At 55.6% G+C, this 19,205-nt stretch carries 13 protein-coding genes; 6 read left to right on the top strand and 7 right to left on the bottom strand.

The window, feature by feature from the left end; translation table 11 throughout:
- Nucleotides 1–102: 102 nt before the first annotated feature.
- Nucleotides 103–936 carry an MBL fold metallo-hydrolase gene (locus DEU53_RS11515; RefSeq protein ID WP_370445565.1) on the top strand — a complete coding sequence of 278 codons (834 nt, stop codon included), beginning with the start codon at nucleotides 103–105 and terminating at the stop codon, nucleotides 934–936.
- A 20-nt stretch (nucleotides 937–956) separates the two neighbouring features.
- Here DEU53_RS11515 and malT read toward each other — a convergent pair whose 3' ends face one another.
- Nucleotides 957–3,659: an HTH-type transcriptional regulator MalT gene (malT, locus tag DEU53_RS11510; RefSeq protein WP_101761292.1), complete on the bottom strand. Its 2,703-nt coding sequence runs from the start codon at nucleotides 3,657–3,659 to the stop codon at nucleotides 957–959.
- Between the two features lie 274 nt (nucleotides 3,660–3,933).
- On the opposite strand from malT, the gene malP reads away from it, so the two are divergent.
- Entirely contained in the window at nucleotides 3,934–6,327 is a 2,394-nt protein-coding gene (gene malP, locus DEU53_RS11505) for a maltodextrin phosphorylase (protein ID WP_110867148.1), read from the top strand.
- Nucleotides 6,324–8,366, top strand: a complete 2,043-nt coding sequence (gene malQ, locus DEU53_RS11500; RefSeq protein WP_110867147.1) for a 4-alpha-glucanotransferase — start codon at nucleotides 6,324–6,326, stop codon at nucleotides 8,364–8,366. Before malP ends, malQ begins: the two co-directional genes overlap by 4 nt.
- Nucleotides 8,367–8,907: 541 nt before the next feature.
- Here the strand turns inward: malQ and malM are convergent.
- The 3 genes from malM to malK form a co-directional block, all read right to left on the bottom strand.
- A complete protein-coding gene (malM, locus tag DEU53_RS11490) occupies nucleotides 8,908–9,831 on the bottom strand; it encodes a maltose operon protein MalM (RefSeq protein ID WP_110867146.1) in 924 nt (307 codons plus the stop codon).
- 96 nt (nucleotides 9,832–9,927) lie between these two features.
- Complete coding sequence (locus tag DEU53_RS11485; RefSeq protein WP_110867145.1) at nucleotides 9,928–11,229, bottom strand: maltoporin; 1,302 nt, start codon at nucleotides 11,227–11,229, stop codon at nucleotides 9,928–9,930.
- A gap of 41 nt (nucleotides 11,230–11,270) precedes the next feature.
- The gene (gene malK, locus DEU53_RS11480) at nucleotides 11,271–12,380 is read right to left on the bottom strand and encodes a maltose/maltodextrin ABC transporter ATP-binding protein MalK (protein ID WP_101761287.1); all 1,110 of its coding nucleotides are present in this window, start codon (nucleotides 12,378–12,380) and stop codon (nucleotides 11,271–11,273) included.
- Between the two features lie 374 nt (nucleotides 12,381–12,754).
- Between malK and malE the strand changes: the two genes are divergently transcribed.
- From malE to malG, 3 genes are read left to right on the top strand one after another with little or no spacing between them, the layout of a single operon-like run.
- Nucleotides 12,755–13,945 carry a maltose/maltodextrin ABC transporter substrate-binding protein MalE gene (gene malE, locus DEU53_RS11475; protein ID WP_110867144.1) on the top strand — a complete coding sequence of 397 codons (1,191 nt, stop codon included), beginning with the start codon at nucleotides 12,755–12,757 and terminating at the stop codon, nucleotides 13,943–13,945.
- A 60-nt stretch (nucleotides 13,946–14,005) separates the two neighbouring features.
- Nucleotides 14,006–15,526 (top strand): maltose ABC transporter permease MalF, encoded by a 1,521-nt coding sequence (malF, locus tag DEU53_RS11470; RefSeq protein WP_110867143.1) that lies wholly within the window; start codon nucleotides 14,006–14,008, stop codon nucleotides 15,524–15,526.
- A gap of 9 nt (nucleotides 15,527–15,535) precedes the next feature.
- Nucleotides 15,536–16,426 carry a maltose ABC transporter permease MalG gene (gene malG / locus DEU53_RS11465; protein WP_008110659.1) on the top strand — a complete coding sequence of 297 codons (891 nt, stop codon included), beginning with the start codon at nucleotides 15,536–15,538 and terminating at the stop codon, nucleotides 16,424–16,426.
- 183 nt (nucleotides 16,427–16,609) lie between these two features.
- On the opposite strand, the gene DEU53_RS11460 is transcribed toward malG, so the two are convergent.
- The 3 genes from DEU53_RS11460 to DEU53_RS11450 all read right to left on the bottom strand — a co-directional run bounded on the left by DEU53_RS11460 (nucleotide 16,610) and on the right by DEU53_RS11450 (nucleotide 19,009).
- Nucleotides 16,610–17,821 (bottom strand): DUF4236 domain-containing protein, encoded by a 1,212-nt coding sequence (locus DEU53_RS11460; protein ID WP_110867142.1) that lies wholly within the window; start codon nucleotides 17,819–17,821, stop codon nucleotides 16,610–16,612.
- A 150-nt stretch (nucleotides 17,822–17,971) separates the two neighbouring features.
- On the bottom strand, nucleotides 17,972–18,490 hold the full coding sequence (locus tag DEU53_RS11455) for an O-acetyl-ADP-ribose deacetylase (RefSeq protein ID WP_110867141.1): 519 nt from the start codon (nucleotides 18,488–18,490) through the stop codon (nucleotides 17,972–17,974).
- Between the two features lie 39 nt (nucleotides 18,491–18,529).
- Entirely contained in the window at nucleotides 18,530–19,009 is a 480-nt protein-coding gene (locus tag DEU53_RS11450; protein WP_110867140.1) for a type VI secretion system tube protein TssD, read from the bottom strand.
- Between the last annotated feature and the right edge of the window lie 196 nt (nucleotides 19,010–19,205).

The raw sequence follows: 19,205 nt of genomic DNA, 5'->3' as shown, positions 1-19,205 counted from the left end.
GCCACACAATAAATATTGCCGCAACATCTTAAGTAATGCGACGTTTAATTAAGCAAACAGAGTCATCTTCTATTTTTATTATCTACATTTGACGAGGTAATTTTGACGAATTTATTCAGCGCAAGGGATATCGGAAATTATAAGGTCACTGCGCTTAGTGATGGCGTGATGAAAGCCAGCCTGAGTCTGTTATCTGGAATAGAACCTGAAGCAGCGGTAAATATACAGCAACAAGCCGGAATAAAAGCAGCGGATGATATCCAAATTAATAGCTATCTCATCCGTGGAGCGGGACGAATAATATTGATCGATTCGGGTATGGGAAACCTCAATCATATCGGTGGAGAATTAAGACGAAACCTCCTTTTATCCGGCATCATGCCTGACGAGGTTGATACCGTGTTGTTGACCCACGCACATCCCGATCATATTGGCGGTCTGCTGGGTGAGAATGGGCGACCCGCTTACCGAAATGCAGCACTCTACATTAGCAAAGCAGAAGCAAACTTCTGGCTGGATAATGAAAAATTAACTAGCCTGAGTGAACGCGCACTGATGAATGGTTCGCTGTTTCGTCGCACGTTCGAAGCTTATTCAACTGTTCGATTTACGGAAGAAACAGCGATTGCTGAAGATATCACCGCAGTCAGCCTACCGGGACATACGCCTGGTCACAGCGGCTACCTGATAGATTCCCGCGATGAAAAATTACTGATTTGGGGTGATATTACGCATTATCCGCATATTCAAATTGCCCATCCGCAAGTTTCAATCGCCTTTGATTACGATCCTGACCAGGCAGAGCAAACACGAAGAGCAATTCTTGAGCGCGCTTCACGAGAAAACCTATTGATTGCAGGTATGCACTTGGGCGTGTCTGGGTTTGCATATATCCGCTCCCCTTCAGAGGGACATTATTTTCTGGAATATGTCTGAACCGCGAGCCGGTGTCCGCCTTAAACATACCCCATCATCCGCAGCATCGACTGCGCCTGATTCATCGCTTCCGCGCGGTGCGTCACGCCGAGTTTTTGGTACAGATTGCGAATATGCGTTTTGATGGTGGTAGCAGCGACATCCAGCTCGCCAGCAATTTGGTCGTTGCTGTATCCCGAATAGATCAGCCCCAAAACCTGCCATTCACGTTGGGTTAGCGGGCTAGTGCGAATCAGCTCCGGCACATCAGGATGATTAATCAGGCGGCTAACAAAGCCCTCATCAAAATGGGCAAACTTATGACGATGATATTTATTAATCTCACTGAGAATGCGTCTGGCGCGATGATTATCGAGTTCATCCAGCGTGTTGAGTTGAATCAGCTGACGCAGCTGCTGCGCCATCGCTTCACCTTCGATCACAAAATGGCTGACGAAACCGGTGCTGCGCGCCAGTTTCAGCGCTTCGGTCAGCGCCTGCTGCGCTTCCGCTTTGCGCTGGGTTTGCCAGTAAATCTGATTTAACAGCAGCAGATTGCGATTCATATCGCTCATCAGGTTGAGCGCGCGCGCATTGTCATTCAGCTCATCCAGCACCACTTCGGCCTGGCTCATATTTCCCAGCAGAATCTGCGCACGCGCGACATTGCGCCACTGGCCTTGCAGAAAATGATTGTTGGCAAACTCTGGTTTCACCGTCTGGCGCATCCAGCTGCTGGCGCTTTGGCTGTCGCCGGTCATCTGCCAAAAAATCACTCTCACCTTATCGGCATTGGCGATCCAGTCGCTGTGCAGCGATCCGTTGTTAAGCAGATTCTCCAGCCGACTCAGGTGGCTGCGCGCGTTATCGAGATTGCCGCGCGCCAGTGAACACTGCACCAACAAACCGAGGCACTGAATTTGCTGCTGCGGCTGATAGCCTTTCAGCACTTTTATCCCTTCGCGCGCCGCCTGTTCTGCTTCGTCAAGCCGGCCCCACGCCCACAACAGTTGCGCGCGAATTCGCAGCAGGAATTCATGCATCGGGAACTGCGTCAGATGCTGCTCTTTCACCAGCACAAATGCCCGCTCCTGTATCTCATATGCGGACTGTAAAAACCCCTGCGCAAAGAGAATCTCACTCTGCTGAATCAGACTCCACAACGCGTAATTCCACGCTTCCTCGCGGCGCGCCATCTGCTCGGTCTGGCGCATCAGCTTCAGCGAACTGCTCAGCTCGCCTTTGCAGTGCATCACTTCGCCCAATACCGACGTCGCCACGATGCAGCTGTATTGACGGCTTTCCGGCAGCGCATCGAGCGCCAGCAACGCCAGCCGCTCGGCTTCTTCGGCGTTACCATCATTTATCGAAACCTGCGCCAGCAGCGCGTTGAATTCGCCGCGCAGCACATCATCAATCTGTTCGCTGCAGGAGTGCTCAAAGCGCGTGAGCAAACTGCTCACCTCGGAAAACCGGTGCTGGCTTTGCATCAGCCACGCCTGTAACAGCACTAACTTTGGATTTTCCAGCAGAATTTCCCACGGCAGCGCCTTGAGAGAATCTTCCAGTAGCGTGAGTTCGCTCTGATTAAACAGCGTCCAGGCGTATTGCAGCAGCACATCGCGCAGCATCAACGCATCACCAGCCGCCAGCGCATGATGGATCGCTTCGCCAGGGAAACCCAGCCGCATCCAGCTTTCAGCCGCCGCGCGATGCAGCGCAGGCAGTTCCGCCGCCAGTTCCCACTGACAGCGCTGACGCAAAAAACTGCCAAACAGCGGATGATAGCTAAACCACTCGCCCGAGTTATCCATGCGCTGCAAAAACAGGCCCTGACGTTCAATCTCTTCCAGCCGCATCTGCCCTTGTTCTTCGCCGGTTACGCAGGCGATCAGCGTGTCGTTCATCGATCGCAGCAGCGCGCTTTTCAGTAAAAAATGTCGTGTGGCGCTATCCACGTTATTCAGCACCTCCTCAACCAGATAATCCGCCAGATGGCTGGCGTTAATGCCGGAAAGACGGCGCGCGGAATCCTGAGCGGAGCTCGCGCCCTGACGCGTCGAGAGCGCGATCAGCTGCAGCGCCGTCGCCCAACCCGCCACGTCATCGCACAGACGCCCGCTCTCTTCCGATTCCAGCGGCGTTGTCAGGCGGCAATCAAAAAACTGTTTGGCTTCGTGATGGGTAAACGCCAGCTGCTGGCTGCCTAACTCAATCAGCTGTTCGCGCACGCGCAGGTTGGCAATGCCGAGCTGCGGCAAATTACGTGACAGCAAAATCAGCGTCACATTTTCCGGCTGATTGCGGAGAAAGAAGCGCATCGCGTCGTGAATCGCGGGATTAGTGATGTGATGATAATCATCGATGATCAGCCAAATCGGTTGCTGCCACGCTGCCAGCTCACTGAACAACTGGGCGAATAGCGCGTTCAGATTGATGTACTGCCGTTTCTGCGCCAGCGCTTCGCTGGAGGCGCAGCCGCCCTGCGTTGCCTGCTGCAGCGCTGCGATGAGGTAATCGACGAAGCGTTCAGGCTGATTGTCGCCCTCATCCAGTGAATACCAGCCCAGATTGGCTTTCCCCGCCGCCCATTGCGAGATCAGCGTGGTTTTGCCATATCCCGCCGGACTGGTCACCAACACCAAACGGTAATTGCCCGCCGCGCCGAGTTTTTGCATCAGGCGCTCGCGCGCAACCGTGTTCTCAAGGCGGACCGGTCGGCTAAGTTTGGAGGGTATTAACATCGGTAAACGCTTCTCCCTAAACGTGGCGCATCATTATTTTACGCTTCGTAATTAATAGTCACATACGTTCAGATATTCGTTTACCTAATGCAAGCTAACCCATTAAGCAGTCTTAACAAAAGCGACGGTTATCACATTCCTGTCACACTTTAAGATTTCCCTCAGCCTCTCCTCCCCGCTCATCCTCCCCGCTGAATTTGGTGCAGGAGGAGGAGCGCGTCATGGCTGACGCGCAGAATGAAGCACATTCACCTCCGCCCTGACAGGACTGATTATGAAATTTGATCGCACCCGTTTTAAACACGCGCTAACCCGACAATGGCAACGTTTTGGTCTGCACGATGCGCAAGAGATGACGCCCAATCAATGGTGGCAGGCGCTGAGTGGCGCACTGGCCGACATGCTGGCGGAGATGCCTGCGCCACCAGCGGCCACGCCGCAGCGTCACGTTAACTACATCTCGATGGAGTTTTTGATTGGTCGTCTCACCGGCAACAATCTGCTCAACCTTGGCTGGTATGACGAGGTGAACGAGGCGCTGGCCGAGTGGAATATCACGCTGAGCGACGTGGAAGCGTGTGAGACCGATCCGGCGCTGGGCAACGGCGGTTTGGGCCGGCTCGCCGCCTGTTTTCTCGATTCGATGGCAACCGTGGGACAACCCGCCACCGGCTACGGACTCAGTTATCAGTACGGTCTGTTCCGCCAGCACTTTGTTGATGGTGCGCAACAGGAGATGCCGGATGACTGGCAGCGCGACAGCTATCCGTGGTTTAACCATAACGCGGCGTTAACTGTGCCGGTGCATCTCGGCGGCAAAGTCATCACGCACAATGGCGTTGCGCGCTGGGAGCCGGCGGTGCAAATTCTCGGCGAAGCCTGGGATCTGCCGGTGGTCGGTTATCAGAATGGCGTCACTCAGCCGCTGCGCTTGTGGCAGGCGAAACATGCGCAGCCGTTTAATTTGCAGCGCTTCAATAACGGGGATTTTCTGCGCGCCGAGCAGCCGGGCATTGAAGCTGAAAAACTCACTAAAGTGCTCTACCCCAACGACAATCACGACAACTGCAAAAAGCTGCGCCTGATGCAGCAGTATTTCCAGTGCGCTTGCTCGCTGGCGGATATTCTGCGCCGTCATCAGCGCGCCGGCCGTAGCATTGCCAGCTTGCCGGATCATGAAGTGATTCAGCTCAACGATACCCATCCCACGCTGGCGATCCCCGAGCTGATGCGCCTGCTGTTGGATGAACACGCGCTGAGCTGGGACGAGGCGTGGCATATTACCCAGCGCACCTTTGCGTACACCAATCACACCTTGATGCCTGAAGCGCTGGAGTGCTGGGATGTGCGCATGGTGCGCGCCCTGCTGCCGCGCCATATGCTGATCGTTAACCAACTCAATGCCCAATTGAAAAAGCAGGTTGAAGCGCACTGGCCGGGCGACGAAGCGACCTGGGCGAAACTGGCGCTGGTTCACAATAACCAACTGCGCATGGCCAATCTCTGCGTCACCAGCGGCTTTGCGGTGAACGGTGTGGCGGCGCTGCACTCGCAGCTTGTGGTAAAAGATCTGTTCCCGGAATATCACGCGCTGTGGCCGGAGAAATTTCACAACGTCACCAACGGCATAACGCCGCGCCGCTGGATTAATCAGTGCAATCCGGCGCTGGCGGCGTTGATCAGCCAAACCCTCGATCAGCCGTGGCTCACCGATCTCGATCAGCTGAAAACGTTAGAAACCTACGCCGATCACGCCGCATTCCAGGCGCAGTATCGCGCCATCAAGCAGCAGAACAAGGTTGCGCTGACGCAATGGATCGCAGAACGCACCGGCATCCAGGTGAATCCAGAGGCGATGTTTGATGTACAGATCAAGCGCCTGCACGAGTACAAGCGTCAGCATCTGGCGCTGCTGCACATTATCGCGCTGTGGCAAACGCTGGTGAGCGATCCGCAGGCCAACCTGACGCCGCGCGTGGTGCTGTTTGGTGCCAAGGCCGCGCCGGGTTACGTGCTGGCCAAAAACATCATCTATGCGATTAACAAAGTGGCGGCCACCATCAACAACGACCCGCGCATTGGCGATCGCCTGAAAGTGGTATTTGTGCCTGATTACAACGTTACGGTTGCCGAGCGGCTGATCCCGGCGGCGGATCTCTCCGAGCAGATTTCTACCGCTGGCAAAGAGGCATCCGGCACCGGCAACATGAAGCTGGCGCTGAACGGCGCCTTAACCATCGGCACGCTGGATGGCGCCAATGTGGAGATCGCCGAACAGGTTGGGCGCGACAATATCTTTATCTTTGGTCATACCGTTGATCAGGTCAGCGCGTTGCAAGCAGAAGGTTACTCGCCTGACGCGTGGCGCAAAAAAGATGCGCAGCTGGATCGGGTATTGAAAGCGTTAGAAGACGGCACCTTTAGCGACGGCGACGTCACCGCGTTCGAGCCGCTGCTGCACAGCCTGAGCGCCAAAGGCGGCGATCCTTATCTGGTGCTGGCCGATTTTCGTCACTACCTCAACGCGCAGGCGCAGGCAGAAACCTTGTGGGCCGATCAGCATGGTTGGACGCGCGCCGCGATCCTCAACACCGCGCGCTGCGGCATGTTCAGCGCCGACCGCGCCATCCGCGACTATCAGCAACGCGTCTGGCAGGCCGCGCGATGAACAGCACCATGACGCCAACCGCCGAAATCGCCAGCGAATACATTGACGCGCACGGCCAGCTGCAATCGGTTTCTGCCGTTACCCGCCAGCGTTTGCTGGCGGCGATGCATCCCGCGCAACCGCACGCTTCGCCGCTGCCGCCGGTATTGATCGTGCAGGGAGAACAGGCGGAGATTGTGCTGCCTGCGCCCTGCATAACAGGCGAATGGCAGCTGATCGCGGAACAGGGCGAACGCTGGCAAGGGCGCGCAATCGCCAACCAGTCGATCGTTTTGCCTGCGCTGCCTTTGGGTTATCACCAGCTCAGTTTCACTGCGCAGCAGCAGGCGTTTCACTGTCGGATTATTGTCGCGCCCGTGCGCTGTTACGAGCCGCCAGCCATCCAGCAAGGGCAATCGCTGTGGGGTGCGTGTATTCAGCTGTATACGCTGCGTTCGGCGTCCAACTGGGGAATCGGTGACTTTAGCGACTTAAAGCAGATGCTGGTTGAGGTTGCGCAGCGTGGCGGGGCCTGTATTGGGCTGAACCCGCTGCATGCGCTGTTCCCGGCAACGCCGGAAAGCGCCAGTCCGTACAGCCCTTCGTCGCGGCGCTGGCTCAACATGCTGTATATCGATGTCGCCGCCGTTGAGGATTTTACGCTGAGTGAAGAGGCCCAGCGTTGGTGGCAGGCGACCATCACGCAGCAGGCGCTACAGGCGGCGCGGGACGCTGAGTGGGTCGATTATTCAGCGGTTACTCACCTCAAGCTGGAGGCGCTGCGTCTCGCCTGGCAGCAGTTCAGGCAGCGCGGTGCGGATGATGGCCTGGTTGTCGCCTTTGAATGTTTTATGCAGCAAGGCGGTGAAAGTCTGCTGCATCAGGGCGTGTTTGATGCACTGCACGCTGCGCAGATCGCCGAAGCCCCTCAGCGCTACGACTGGACAACCTGGCCTGCGGCGTTGCAGTCGCCAGACAGCGCAGCGGTGCGGGCATTCCGCATCGAACACACCTATGAAGTGCGCTTTTATCTGTGGCTGCAATGGCTGGCCGCGCGCCAGTTTGCTGATTGCTGGGCGGTGTGCCAGCAGCAGGCGATGCCGATTGGCTTATACCGCGATTTGGCGGTGGGCGTGGCGCAGGGCGGCGCGGAAACCTGGAGCGATCGCGAGCTTTACTGCTTGCAGGCCAGCGTCGGCGCGCCGCCGGATATCCTCGGCCCGCTGGGCCAGAACTGGGGATTGCCGCCTATGGATCCGCAGATTATGCAGGCGCGCGCCTACCAGCCATGGATTGATCTGCTGCGCGCCAACATGCACGACTGCGGCGCGCTGCGCATTGATCACGTAATGGCGCTGCTGCGACTGTGGTGGATCCCGCAGGGCGAAAGCGCGGCCGAAGGCGCGTATGTGCATTATCCCATCGACGATCTGCTGGCGATTCTGGCGCTGGAGAGCCAGCGTCATCACTGCATGGTAATTGGTGAGGATTTGGGTACGGTGCCGGAGAAGATCATCGGCAAGCTTTACCAGGCGGGCGTTTACTCCTACAAAGTGCTCTATTTTGAGCAGACGTCCAAAGTGGCCTTTCGCGCCCCCGCCCGCTGGCCACGTCAGGCGATGGCGGTCGCCACCACCCACGATATGCCGACCCTGCGCGGCTGGTGGCAAAGCGACGATTTACGGCTGGGCAGCGAGTTGGGGCTTTATCCTGATAAGCAAATTCTTGCCGGTCTGAGTAAGTCACGCTTAGCCGCGCGCCGCGCGCTGTTTAAGAGCCTGCAACGCAGCAATTGCTTGCCCGAACAGGCCGAACCGCAGGTGATGGATCGCGCGTTAAGTGCGGCGATGCAGCGTTATCTGGCCGACAGCAATAGCGCGCTGCTGGGCCTGCAACCCGAAGAGTGGCTGGATATGGCTTCCCCAGTGAATATTCCCGGCACCACCCGCCAATATCCCAACTGGCGCCGCAAACTCAGCGCTTCGCTGGAGGCGATGTTTGCTGACCCGCAGATCAATGCGTTGTTGGCGGATATCGATCAACGGAGGCGTAATGTTTAGTCGCTATTGGTTGCCTTGCATGGTTGCAGGCCGGGGTCACTTTCGGTCCGGCAGCCTTCGCGCCGCATGCGCGGTACCTTCACTTCACTCGTCTGCCTGACGGACCGGCGGAGACGGGACTTCCCTGTCCCGGCTCCGCCTTTCGCCCGCGTCCTGCGGGCTCTCCTGGCTTCCTCGCTTCGTTCAGCGCTGCGGATCGCCTGCCCGAAAGTGACCCCGGCCTGCCAATGAGCTCGAGTGCCTGCTGTTAAATGGGCACATTGCTAGCAGCACTGGCGTATCTGCTTCGGCATAAGGGCTATCCGCAGCGCTGAGGCTTTTACGTTGAGCCAGGAGACTCACGCATGGATGCGTGAGGAAGTTCGGGGCCGGCCAGGAAGGCCGATCCCCGAATGGTCCGTCGGCACGACGTGAAAGCTGAAGGCACCGCGCTAGCGGCGCGAGGACGGCCCGTGACGAAGCAGATACGCCAGTGCCCACTCCTGAAAAAAAGGTGCGCCGAAGCGCACCAGATGGGACAAATCAGCACTGCCGGGGCGGATTACCCCTTGCCTTTAACACTGCTGATAAACACCTGTCTGGCCGACGTTGAGCCTAGACGCTCAGCCTCATCCAGCAGCTTCAACGCCTTATCGATATTGCCCTTCTCAACGGCTTCGCGGATGTTCTGATTAAAGTAACCTTCGGTATCCGTCATGATCGGTTTAGGTTTTGCATCCGAAACCGGGGCAGCACGATAAGTCGCCGGCGCAACCGGCTGCGTATTGCCCACCGTTACCGGCGCAGGACTCGATGATCCAAACAGCGGTCCAACCAAAATGGATGAACCTGAACTGGTTTTCACTTTCAGTTTCAACGTGCCATCGCGGCTGTGCTGCGCAATCGGATCGGGGATATCCGGCACCGCATTGCCGGTACCGCGGGCATAGGCTTTCGCCGGATCCAATAACGTGGTGGTTTCGGTCAAATCCTTCTCGGTGGTGAATACCAGCAGATAAATCTTTTGTTGACCCAGCGCAGGCGTCAGTTTCATCACGCCTTCCAGCCGATCCGCCGCCATCACGCCCGGCTGCTGGTAGGTGAAAAAGCGCGCCGGGAACCAGGCCGCCGGACGCATGTTCTCATCCAGCACCAGCACATTCGGTGCGAACACCTGATTTTGTTTCACTTCACTGCTCAGCGTAATGGTGAGTTCACCGATATTGGCTGGCAAGCTGTAGGCCGCCACCGAACCCGTCACGCCCGCTGCATTCAGGTTGCTGTGGCTCTCGCTCAGCGTAGTGACCTGCGTGCGTGAGGTATCGACCGGCAGCCAGCTCAGCGTTTGCAGGCTGGCGGCGGGGAATGTGGGCGCGGCAGAGAGATCCTGTGGCACCAGATTGACATCAGCGAGCGCCGGTAAACTTTGACCGGCCAGCAGCGCGGCGCTCAGGCAGAGCGCAAAAACCGTTTTTTTCATTCTCATTGTATAACCTCAAAAACTGTCAGGCGGCGGCGCGAACCAGGCAATGGCGCGCCGCGCCGAAAAGAGATTGTCTCAGTTAAGCCACATGCGGGTGCATTACCACCAAATCTCCATCTGCGCCCCGAATGTCACCTCATCGTTGTTGCCACGGCTGTTGGTCAGAATGCCGTTGCCGCTGCTGTCGTTCGAGGCAAAGGAGGTCAAATCACCTGAGCTGTCTTTGCTGTAGCCCCACTTCTCATCCCATTTGGCGTAGGTCGCGAACAGACGCAGTGCCGGACGCGACCAGATGCTGTCGCCCGCCTGCCACTGTTGCGCCAGCGTCACTTTGTACTGGCCGTTGCGCTCGTTCACCTGCTGCGACTTCACGTTGTCGTAGCCCACTTCAAGCAGCGTGCTCATGATTGGCGTCCATTTGTACATGGGGCGCACGCCCACGGTGTACCACTCGGTACCACGGTTGTTATCGAGATCGGTGTTCTGGTACATGGCGACATACATCAGATCCCAGCGATCGGCGAGGCTAATCGCACCGTGATCGAGTACGCGATACATGCTGCCGCTGTTGTTGATGTTGGTGCCCTGCGGCAGCCCTTTACCCTGTGAAGTCAACGCATCGGTGGCGTACTGCAGCACGAATTTGTTGTAGCCCTTCAGCATGCTCTGCGTGTGTTCGGCGGTGAACATCCAGCCATCTTTGGAGGCGTTATCTTCCAGGCGATAACCGTCACGCGCGTTGGCGCGGCCATAATCGACGCCCAGCTCCAGCACGCCGTTCGGGTTGGTTTCAAGACCTGCGAGGCGCACATCAAACACGTCGTTGGCGGTGCTGGTGGCGTAATCACGAATCTGATCGCTGGAGAAGGTGTAAGAACCGCCCGCTTCGGAGGAGCGCGTGGCGGCGAAAGAGAGTTTGCCAAAGCCGAGATCCACATCTTCCAGACCGGCACCGGGACCGGAAATATCCCAGTAGTAGAAGTCGATCATATGCACGTCATGACGCTGGTAGAAACGCTTACCGGCCCAGATGGTGGAACCCGGCAGCGATTCGATCAGGTTTTTGCCCTTGACGTTGGCCTCGCGGAACGCGGGCGAGGTCGCTTCCCAGTCATTCTGCTGAGAAACCGAATAGGCGACGTTGGTATCGAAATAGAAGCTCTTATCGCCCTCTTTCCACACTTCCTGGCCCAGCTTCAGTTCAGCGTAGGTTTCACATTCGTTGCCCAGACGGTATTTACTTTGAGCGCCGGTGGCCTGAAAACATTGCTGTTCCCCGCCGCTGCCGGTCCAGCCGATGCCGGAACGGGCATAGCCGGTAAAATCGACTGCCATCGACGGGGCAGCGAGCGTGCCTGCCGCGATAGCAACCGCGATAGGGAGTTTGCGCAGAGTTAACATTTTCTATCTCCTGAGGTCATTGCTTTTATTGTTTTGCAGGGCTAAACACCGGGTTCCTGATGTAGCCGGCGACAGGCGCTGCCATCTTCACGGAAAAGATGGCAACGCTCTGGCGGCAGGCCGATGCCCATCAGGGCGCCCTCTTCTACCAGCACGACGTCCTCCTGGCGGTATACCAGGCTTTGACGAATGGCGGGAATCTGGATGTGAATTTGCGTTTCGTGTCCCAGCTGCTCCACCACCGTCACCTCGCCTTCGAGGGTGACGTCAGCGATATCGCTGGAGAGCAGATGTTCGGGACGAATGCCTAACGACATGTTGCTGCCCACCTGCACACCGGCGCTGTCGACCGGCAGCCACACCAGCTGGGTATTGGGTAAACGCACCTGAACCTGATCGATGGCGGTGGCGGTGACTTTTACCGGTAAGAAATTCATGCGCGGTGAGCCAATAAAACCGGCGACGAAACGATTGGCGGGATAGTGATACAGCTCGAGCGGCTTGCCGACCTGGGCAACGTGGCCGCCATCCAGCACCACGATCTTATCGGCCAGCGTCATCGCTTCGGTCTGATCGTGGGTGACGTAAATCATGGTGCGCTTCAAACGCTTATGCAGGCGTGAGATCTCGATGCGCATCTGCACGCGCAGCGCCGCGTCAAGGTTGGAGAGCGGCTCATCGAGTAAAAACACCCGCGGTTCCGCCACCAGCGTTCGGCCAATCGCCACGCGCTGACGCTGACCACCCGACAACGCTTTCGGACGGCGATCCAGCAGATGCGCCAGCTGCAGCACTTCCGCTACCTGATTGACCCGCTGCTGAATCTCCGCTTTGCGCGTGCCGGCCAGCTTCAGGCCGAACGACATGTTCTCAGCCACCGAAAGGTGGGGATACAGCGCGTAGGACTGAAACACCATGCCGATGCCGCGCTCGGCGGGCGGCACCTCATTCATGCGTTTGTCGCCAATAAACAGATCGCCGCTGGTGATGGTTTCCAGACCGGCAATCATGCGCAGCAGCGTCGATTTGCCGCAGCCTGAAGGTCCGACAAAAACCACGAACTCGCCTTCGGCGATCTCAAGGCTGATGTTTTTCGACACCTCGGTTTCGCCCCACACCTTGGAGACACTGCGCAACGTAACGCTCGACATGATGCTTTCCTCTCAGCTTGCTATCAGCTTGCTATTCCTTGTCCGCAAGTCGGCGGACAGACCCCGGCGACCACTATGGGCAAGGACATCAAGGCCGACATCCTCCACCGCACGGCATCAGCGTGGGGGAGGAGACGGGAGGAGGAGATCTTGCAAACCTGTCTGATAAAACGCGGCAGGCAACCATTTTTGTGAGCTATGACGCAGAGCAGAGCGACGATTGTGTGCGCCAGCCCGTGATAACCGGGTGGTTTTGCAACGCAGATCACATCAGGTGATAAGCAGGCGTAGAGCCGGGGAGGATGAGAAGCGGCGGCAGATACTCACAATGTGGCAGGTAAAACGATTTCCGTTTCCGCTAACAGGATGGAGTTATGACAATGAAAACCGGTGCACGCATTCTTGCCCTTTCCGCCCTGACGGCCGTGCTGTTTTCAGCCTCTGCCGTTGCAAAGATTGAAGAGGGAAAGCTGGTCATCTGGATCAACGGCGACAAGGGCTACAACGGCCTGGCTGAAGTGGGTAAAAAGTTTGAGCAGGAGACCGGCATCAAAGTGACGGTTGAGCATCCGGACAAAATGGAAGAGAAGTATCCGCAGGTGGCCGCCACCGGCGACGGCCCGGACATCATCTTCTGGGCGCACGATCGCTTTGGCGGCTATGCGCAGTCGGGCTTGTTAGCGGAGATCTCGCCGGATGCGCGCTTCCAGGAGAAAATCTTCCCCTTCACCTGGGACGCGGTGCGCTTCAACGGCAAGCTGATCGGTTATCCGATTTCGGTAGAGTCCTTGTCCCTGATCTACAACAAAGATCTGCTGCCTGAGCCGCCAAAAAGCTGGGAAGAGATCGCCGCCATTGATAAGAAAATGCGCGCGCAGGGCAAGAGCGCCATGATGTTTAACCTGCAGGAGCCTTACTTCACCTGGCCGCTGCTGGCGGCGGGCGGCGCTTATGCCTTTAAGCTCAACGATGGCCGTTACGACGTGAAAGATACCGGCGTGGATAACGCGGGCGCCAAAGCGGGCATGAGCTTCCTTGTTGATCAGGTGAAGGCCAAAACGCTGAATGCCGATACCGATTACTCCATCGCCGAAGCCGCCTTTAACAAGGGGCAAACCGCCATGACCATTAACGGGCCGTGGGCGTGGAGCAACATCGATAAGAGCAAAATCAACTACGGCGTCACGCTGCTGCCCACGCTGCATGGCAAAAACTCCAAAACCTTCGTCGGCGTACTGAGTGCCGGCATCAATGCCGCCAGCCCGAATAAAGAGCTGGCCAAAGAGTTCCTGGAAAATTACCTGCTGACCGATTCTGGTCTTGATGCGGTCAACAAAGACAAACCGCTCGGCGCGGTGGCGCTGAAATCGTTCCAGCAGACGCTGGAAAAAGATGAGCGCATTGCCGCCACCATGACCAACGCGCGCAACGGCGACATCATGCCGAACATTCCGCAGATGGCCGCCTTCTGGTACGCGATGCGCACCGCCACGCTGAATGCGCTGAGCGGACGTCAAAGCGTCGATGCGGCGCTGAAAGATGCGCAGGCACGACTCAACAAGTAATCCTCTCTACCAGAGCCGGCGCAATCCGGCTCGTTACTGGCTGTTAAGGAAAACCGCATCATGTCAGGAAAACCGAAAACAGCACGGTTCAGCGCCGTGCTGAAGGCTCTTTTTCTCGGGATCTGCTGTCTGCTGGTCGGCTATCTGCTCGTGCTGATGTATGCAAAAGGTGAATATCTGTTTGCGCTGGTGACGCTGATTATCAGCGCCGTCGGCATCTGGATTTATGCCAACCGTCGCGCTTATGCCTGGCGCTATGTCTACCCCGGACTCGCCGGCATGGCGCTGTTCGTACTGTTTCCCCTCGCCTGTACCGTGGCGATTGCCTTTACCAACTACAGCAGCACCAACCAGCTGACGCTGGAACGTGCGCAACAGGTGCTGTTGAGCCGTCAATATCAGGATGGTTCGGCGCTGAACTTCTCACTGATCCCGGCGGGCGATCGCTGGCAGCTGGTGCTGACCGAAGCGGCCAACGGGCAAACCTTCGTTTCGCCGGCGTTTGCCTTTGGCGGATCGCAAAAGCTGAAACTCACCAGCGCCCCGCCACCGCCGGGCGAACGCGCCACACTGCGCATCGTCACCACCAATCGTCAGGCGCTGAACCAGATTCAGGCCGAACTGCCGGATGGTCGTCAGGTGGTGATGAGCTCACTGCGTCAGTTCTCCGGTACGCGCCCGTTGTATGTACTGCAAGCCAACGGCGATCTGAAAAATCAGCAAAGCGGCGCGCTGTATCAGGCCAATCGTGAGAGCGGTTTCTATCAAAACAGCAGCGGCGAAGCGCTGAGTCCGGGCTTCACGGTGAATACCGGCTGGAAGAATTTCATTCGCGTATTTACCGATGAAGGGATTCAAAAACCGTTTCTGGCGATTTTTGGCTGGACGCTGCTGTTTTCGTTTGTGACGGTAATTCTCACCGTGGCGGTCGGCATGGTGCTGGCTTGCTTAGTGCAGTGGGAAGCGCTGAAAGGCAAAGCGGTATATCGCGTGATGCTGATTTTGCCTTACGCCGTGCCCGCGTTTATCTCGATACTGATCTTCAAAGGCTTGTTTAACCAGAGCTTCGGTGAAATCAACGTGATGCTGAAAGCGCTGTTTGGCTTCCAGCCCGCGTGGTTCAGCGATCCAACGCTGGCGCGCACCATGCTGGTGATCGTCAATACCTGGCTGGGTTATCCCTACATGATGATTCTCTGCATGGGGCTGCTGAAAGCGATTCCAGACGATCTCTATGAAGCTTCGGCGATGGACGGCGCCGGGCCGCTGCAGAACTTCTTCCTGATTACCCTGCCGCTGCTGTTGAAGCCGCTGATGCCGCTAATGATTGCCAGTTTTGCCTTTAACTTTAATAACTTCGTGCTGGTGCAGCTGCTGACCAACGGCGGACCGGATCGTATCGGCACCACCACGCCAGCGGGTTACACCGATTTGCTGGTCAATTACACCTGGCGCATTGCGTTTGAAGGCGGCGGCGGTCAGGACTTTGGTCTGGCGGCGGCGATTGCCACGCTGATCTTCCTGCTGGTAGGCGCGCTGGCGGTGATCAATCTTAAAGCCGTGCGGATGAAATTCGATTAAGGAGACGTTATGGCTATGGTGCAACCCAAATCGCAAAAGCTGCGTCTGTTGATGACGCACCTGCTGCTGCTGATGTTTATTGCGGGAATTCTGTTTCCGCTGCTGATGGTGTTCGCCATCTCACTGCGCGCCGGTAACTTCGCCACCGGCTCGCTGATCCCGGAGCAGATTTCCTGGGAACATTGGCAGCTGGCGTTAGGTTTCAGCGTGGAGCACGCCGATGGCCGCGTCACGCCGCCGCCCTTCCCGGTGCTGCTGTGGTTGTGGAACTCGGTGAAAATCGCCGCCATCAGCGCGATTGGTATTGTGGCGCTTTCCACCACCTGCGCGTATGCCTTTGCGCGCATGCGTTTTGCCGGGCGCGCCACGCTGTTAAAAGGCATGCTGATTTTCCAGATGTTCCCTGCGGTGCTGTCGCTGGTGGCGCTCTATGCGCTGTTTGATCGCTTAGGACAATATCTGCCGTTTATTGGCCTGAATACGCATGGCGGCGTGATCTTTGCCTATCTCGGCGGCATCGCCCTGCACGTCTGGACCATTAAAGGCTATTTCGAAACCATCGACGGATCGCTGGAAGAAGCCGCCGCGCTTGATGGCGCCACACCGTGGCAGGCGTTCCGGCTGGTGCTGCTGCCGCTCTCAGTGCCGATTCTGGCGGTGGTGTTTATTCTGGCATTTATCGCCGCTGTCACCGAAGTGCCGGTCGCCTCGCTGCTGCTGCGCGATGTGAACAGCTACACGCTGGCGGTCGGCATGCAGCAATATCTCAACCCGCAAAACTATCTGTGGGGCGACTTTGCCGCGGCGGCGGTGCTCTCTGCAATTCCGATTACGCTGGTGTTCCTGCTGGCCCAACGCTGGCTGGTCAGCGGCCTGACGGCTGGTGGTGTGAAAGGCTAACCCGTTTATTATCCTCCTTCCTCAATGTTCACTGCAGTTGAGGGTTTTGGCGGCCTTAGGGCCGCTTTTTTTATGGGGTGTGGGGTTATTACAGATCCTTTTGTCACCCGATATAGACTGAATCAATGCGGTCGCGTCAAATTTGGTTAGGGTTTCCGAGTAGTAGAGGCCGCGATCATCTTCTCAAACAATAGGTGTAACGGGTTGAAAAATGAATGTTGCGCTCATGCGACGCTGTGTTTGGAATTTATCAAAAGCGTCAATCGGGCTGACATTTTCCAGATTGCTAAAGTTGAGCCGTTCAAATAAATAACGTTCAATACGTGAGGATAGGATGTATTCATTATTTAAGTGCCCGGTCTGTTTACTGATTCGCTGAGTAAAGCCGCTAATGATAACGGTATTAAATGGCAGCGCGCAAAAAGCCATACCAGCCAGCCGCAATACGATACCATGCACATGCAAAGCATAACGTTCTCGCATCGCCTTTTGTGACAACTCTTTTTCAATAATCTCTGTTCCACGGGCATTCACCCGTACTGATGAAGTAGGCAGCATTTCATATTCTGGCAAATCTACTTCAATGAGAATTTCAGATGTGGAGGCATTCACCTGAAACGACACCAGCGTCTCGCGTGGCCAGTCTGCAGCTTGAATGACTTCGGACAGAAGTGATTCGAAATAGCTGTTATCGGTGGCGAATTGCGATTCAATATTTGCCAACTTGCTTGCAATCTTCTTTTCATGTTCAGCCGCATCGAATTTCCAGTTAGCGTATAGCTCCGCCCAGCGCTGACGCATCGCCTGATATCGCTTCAGAGAAAGTTCGTTTTCCTGTTCGCACTCTTTTACTTCTCGTTGCCATTGCTCAATATTACGTGTTTGCCGATCCTGGCGAGCAGAAGCTGATTCAAATATTCGTCCAATAAGACCACGACCTTGATTGTCTTCAGGTTGTTCAGGTGCAATAAGAGGAACGGGCTTTTCGGGACGGACAGGTGCAGGCACATTGTAGGGCTGCAACATCAACTGCCGATAATGCGCTTCGAGCTCGGAGTAGGAATGCCCCGTACGAGGATCAGGTGTAAGGAGATAGATATTCACAATATCGTCTACAGCCTGATTAAGCGCTTCCACCTCTTGCTCAAGCTCTTGCCGTAAATAGGGATCCTCTTGTCGAGAAGCATTGCGTTTTCTGCTCGCTGCACTTGCTCGATCTAAACGAGTTCGATAGCTCAATCCCGTCCCTGGAAGTCCCAGATTGGCATAAGTACCGCGTTTGCCGAACGAAACGGATGCCCCTCGCGGCCCAACACTCATACTCGCACCCGAGGAGCTCAGGTTCATCCTTACACCGGGAATAATGCTTATCGATTTTCGAAATCTAAACCTCATGTTATTAACCATTCCTTTTGATTATTGAGTAAGGGTAAAAAATTGCCATTTTTCCCGGCTTAAGATGGCGATAAGATAGCCATCAATGTTGTCTAGCCAACCGTAAATATATCGTTATTCGAGTGCGGCTGAATGAAATTATAAAGAACTTTATTGCCCAAGCATTTTTGAATACAGGTCGTAATTTTCCTCATCAAAGCAGACCAAATTGACTTGCTCGATATTGGCGTTCTCACGCAAACACTGATCAATCACGGCTAGTGCGATTTCAGCCGCCAGCACTTTCGGAAATCTGTATATACCAGTGCTGATATTAGGAAACGAAACGGTTTGAATGCCGTATTCTTTTACCAGTTTAAAACAGCTCAGATAGGCATTTTTCAACAGCGTTTCTTCGTCATGTTGCCCGTCATGCCAGTGTGGACCAATGGTGTGAATGACATATTTTGCTGGCAAATCACCCGCCGTTGTGATCACTGCATTTCCGACTTTGCAGCCACCTTGTCGATTCCTGATTTGCTGACACTCAGCCAAAATCGCCGGCCCGCCCGCACGATGGATGGCGCCATCAACTCCGCCGCCGCCCAGCAAGGAGGTGTTGGCGGCGTTCACAATGGCTTCCACTGGGACTTTGGTTATATCGTCTTTAAGCAATACTATTTTGTTCATGTATTTTTAATCCTCAGCGTCAGCAATCTTAGCCGAATGCTAAGCAATCATCCTCTCGTTCCATCCATCCTTAAACACAATATTTCCGTCCACGTATTTCCATGTGATCGTTTCATATCGTAGCTCAATATTTTCCAGATGCGTGCTGGTCTGGCCGTTTGGCAGCAGAGCCGGAGAGATGCTGGAGATTTTGACGTTATCCAGGCGGATATTAAAATACTCAACCTCAATACCCGCTTCGTTAATTTGGTACATCTTGATGGTCGCAGATTTCAGCGTTCTGGCCTGACACAATGCACGAAACAGTAGCGGCGTTGTTCTATCGAACTCCTTTTGAACGGATATTGGTGCATGAATGCGTGTGGCTGTCAGCTTTCCAGTGTGCGGATCCACCGGGATGGTAATATTGTGCATGACCGAATTGAGCTCTATCGAACCGAGTCTGGTCGGCATCATGCTCGAACCCACAATTGGCGATCCGCTTTCATCTTCTAACCAGAGATGTGCTGGAGTTGACATATTTAATCCTTTAAATTAACGAAACTTATAAATAAAGAATGTCAGAGCGCACAAATAAAACACCCCTACGCTCAACATTCCACTATCTGGATAATAAATTACCTTTAACACTCCAAATATTAAAGTAGTAATAACCGGGCCATAAATACATAGCAAAAACTTTCCTTCAGTAATTAACCACCGTTTTAAAAATCTC

The sequence above is a fragment of the Pantoea sp. AG1095 genome (genome assembly GCF_003208415.1).
GTDB lineage: Bacteria > Pseudomonadota > Gammaproteobacteria > Enterobacterales > Enterobacteriaceae > Pantoea > Pantoea leporis.
Note: the sequence above shows the minus strand (reverse complement) of the source record. Positions and strands in the feature narration are given on the sequence as shown.

Excerpts from the sequence above, each read along its gene's own strand:
- malG (WP_008110659.1), top strand. The coding sequence starts at position 15,536 with ATGGCTATGGTGCAACCCAAATCGCAAAAGCTGCGTCTGTTGATGACG.
- DEU53_RS11485 (WP_110867145.1), bottom strand. The coding sequence starts at position 11,229 with ATGTTAACTCTGCGCAAACTCCCTATCGCGGTTGCTATCGCGGCAGGC.
- malT (WP_101761292.1), bottom strand. The coding sequence starts at position 3,659 with ATGTTAATACCCTCCAAACTTAGCCGACCGGTCCGCCTTGAGAACACG.
- malP (WP_110867148.1), top strand. The coding sequence starts at position 3,934 with ATGAAATTTGATCGCACCCGTTTTAAACACGCGCTAACCCGACAATGG.
- malE (WP_110867144.1), top strand. The coding sequence starts at position 12,755 with ATGACAATGAAAACCGGTGCACGCATTCTTGCCCTTTCCGCCCTGACG.
- malK (WP_101761287.1), bottom strand. The coding sequence starts at position 12,380 with ATGTCGAGCGTTACGTTGCGCAGTGTCTCCAAGGTGTGGGGCGAAACC.
- DEU53_RS11450 (WP_110867140.1), bottom strand. The coding sequence starts at position 19,009 with ATGTCAACTCCAGCACATCTCTGGTTAGAAGATGAAAGCGGATCGCCA.
- malQ (WP_110867147.1), top strand. The coding sequence starts at position 6,324 with ATGAACAGCACCATGACGCCAACCGCCGAAATCGCCAGCGAATACATT.
- malF (WP_110867143.1), top strand. The coding sequence starts at position 14,006 with ATGTCAGGAAAACCGAAAACAGCACGGTTCAGCGCCGTGCTGAAGGCT.
- DEU53_RS11460 (WP_110867142.1), bottom strand. The coding sequence starts at position 17,821 with ATGAGGTTTAGATTTCGAAAATCGATAAGCATTATTCCCGGTGTAAGG.
- malM (WP_110867146.1), bottom strand. The coding sequence starts at position 9,831 with ATGAGAATGAAAAAAACGGTTTTTGCGCTCTGCCTGAGCGCCGCGCTG.
- DEU53_RS11455 (WP_110867141.1), bottom strand. The coding sequence starts at position 18,490 with ATGAACAAAATAGTATTGCTTAAAGACGATATAACCAAAGTCCCAGTG.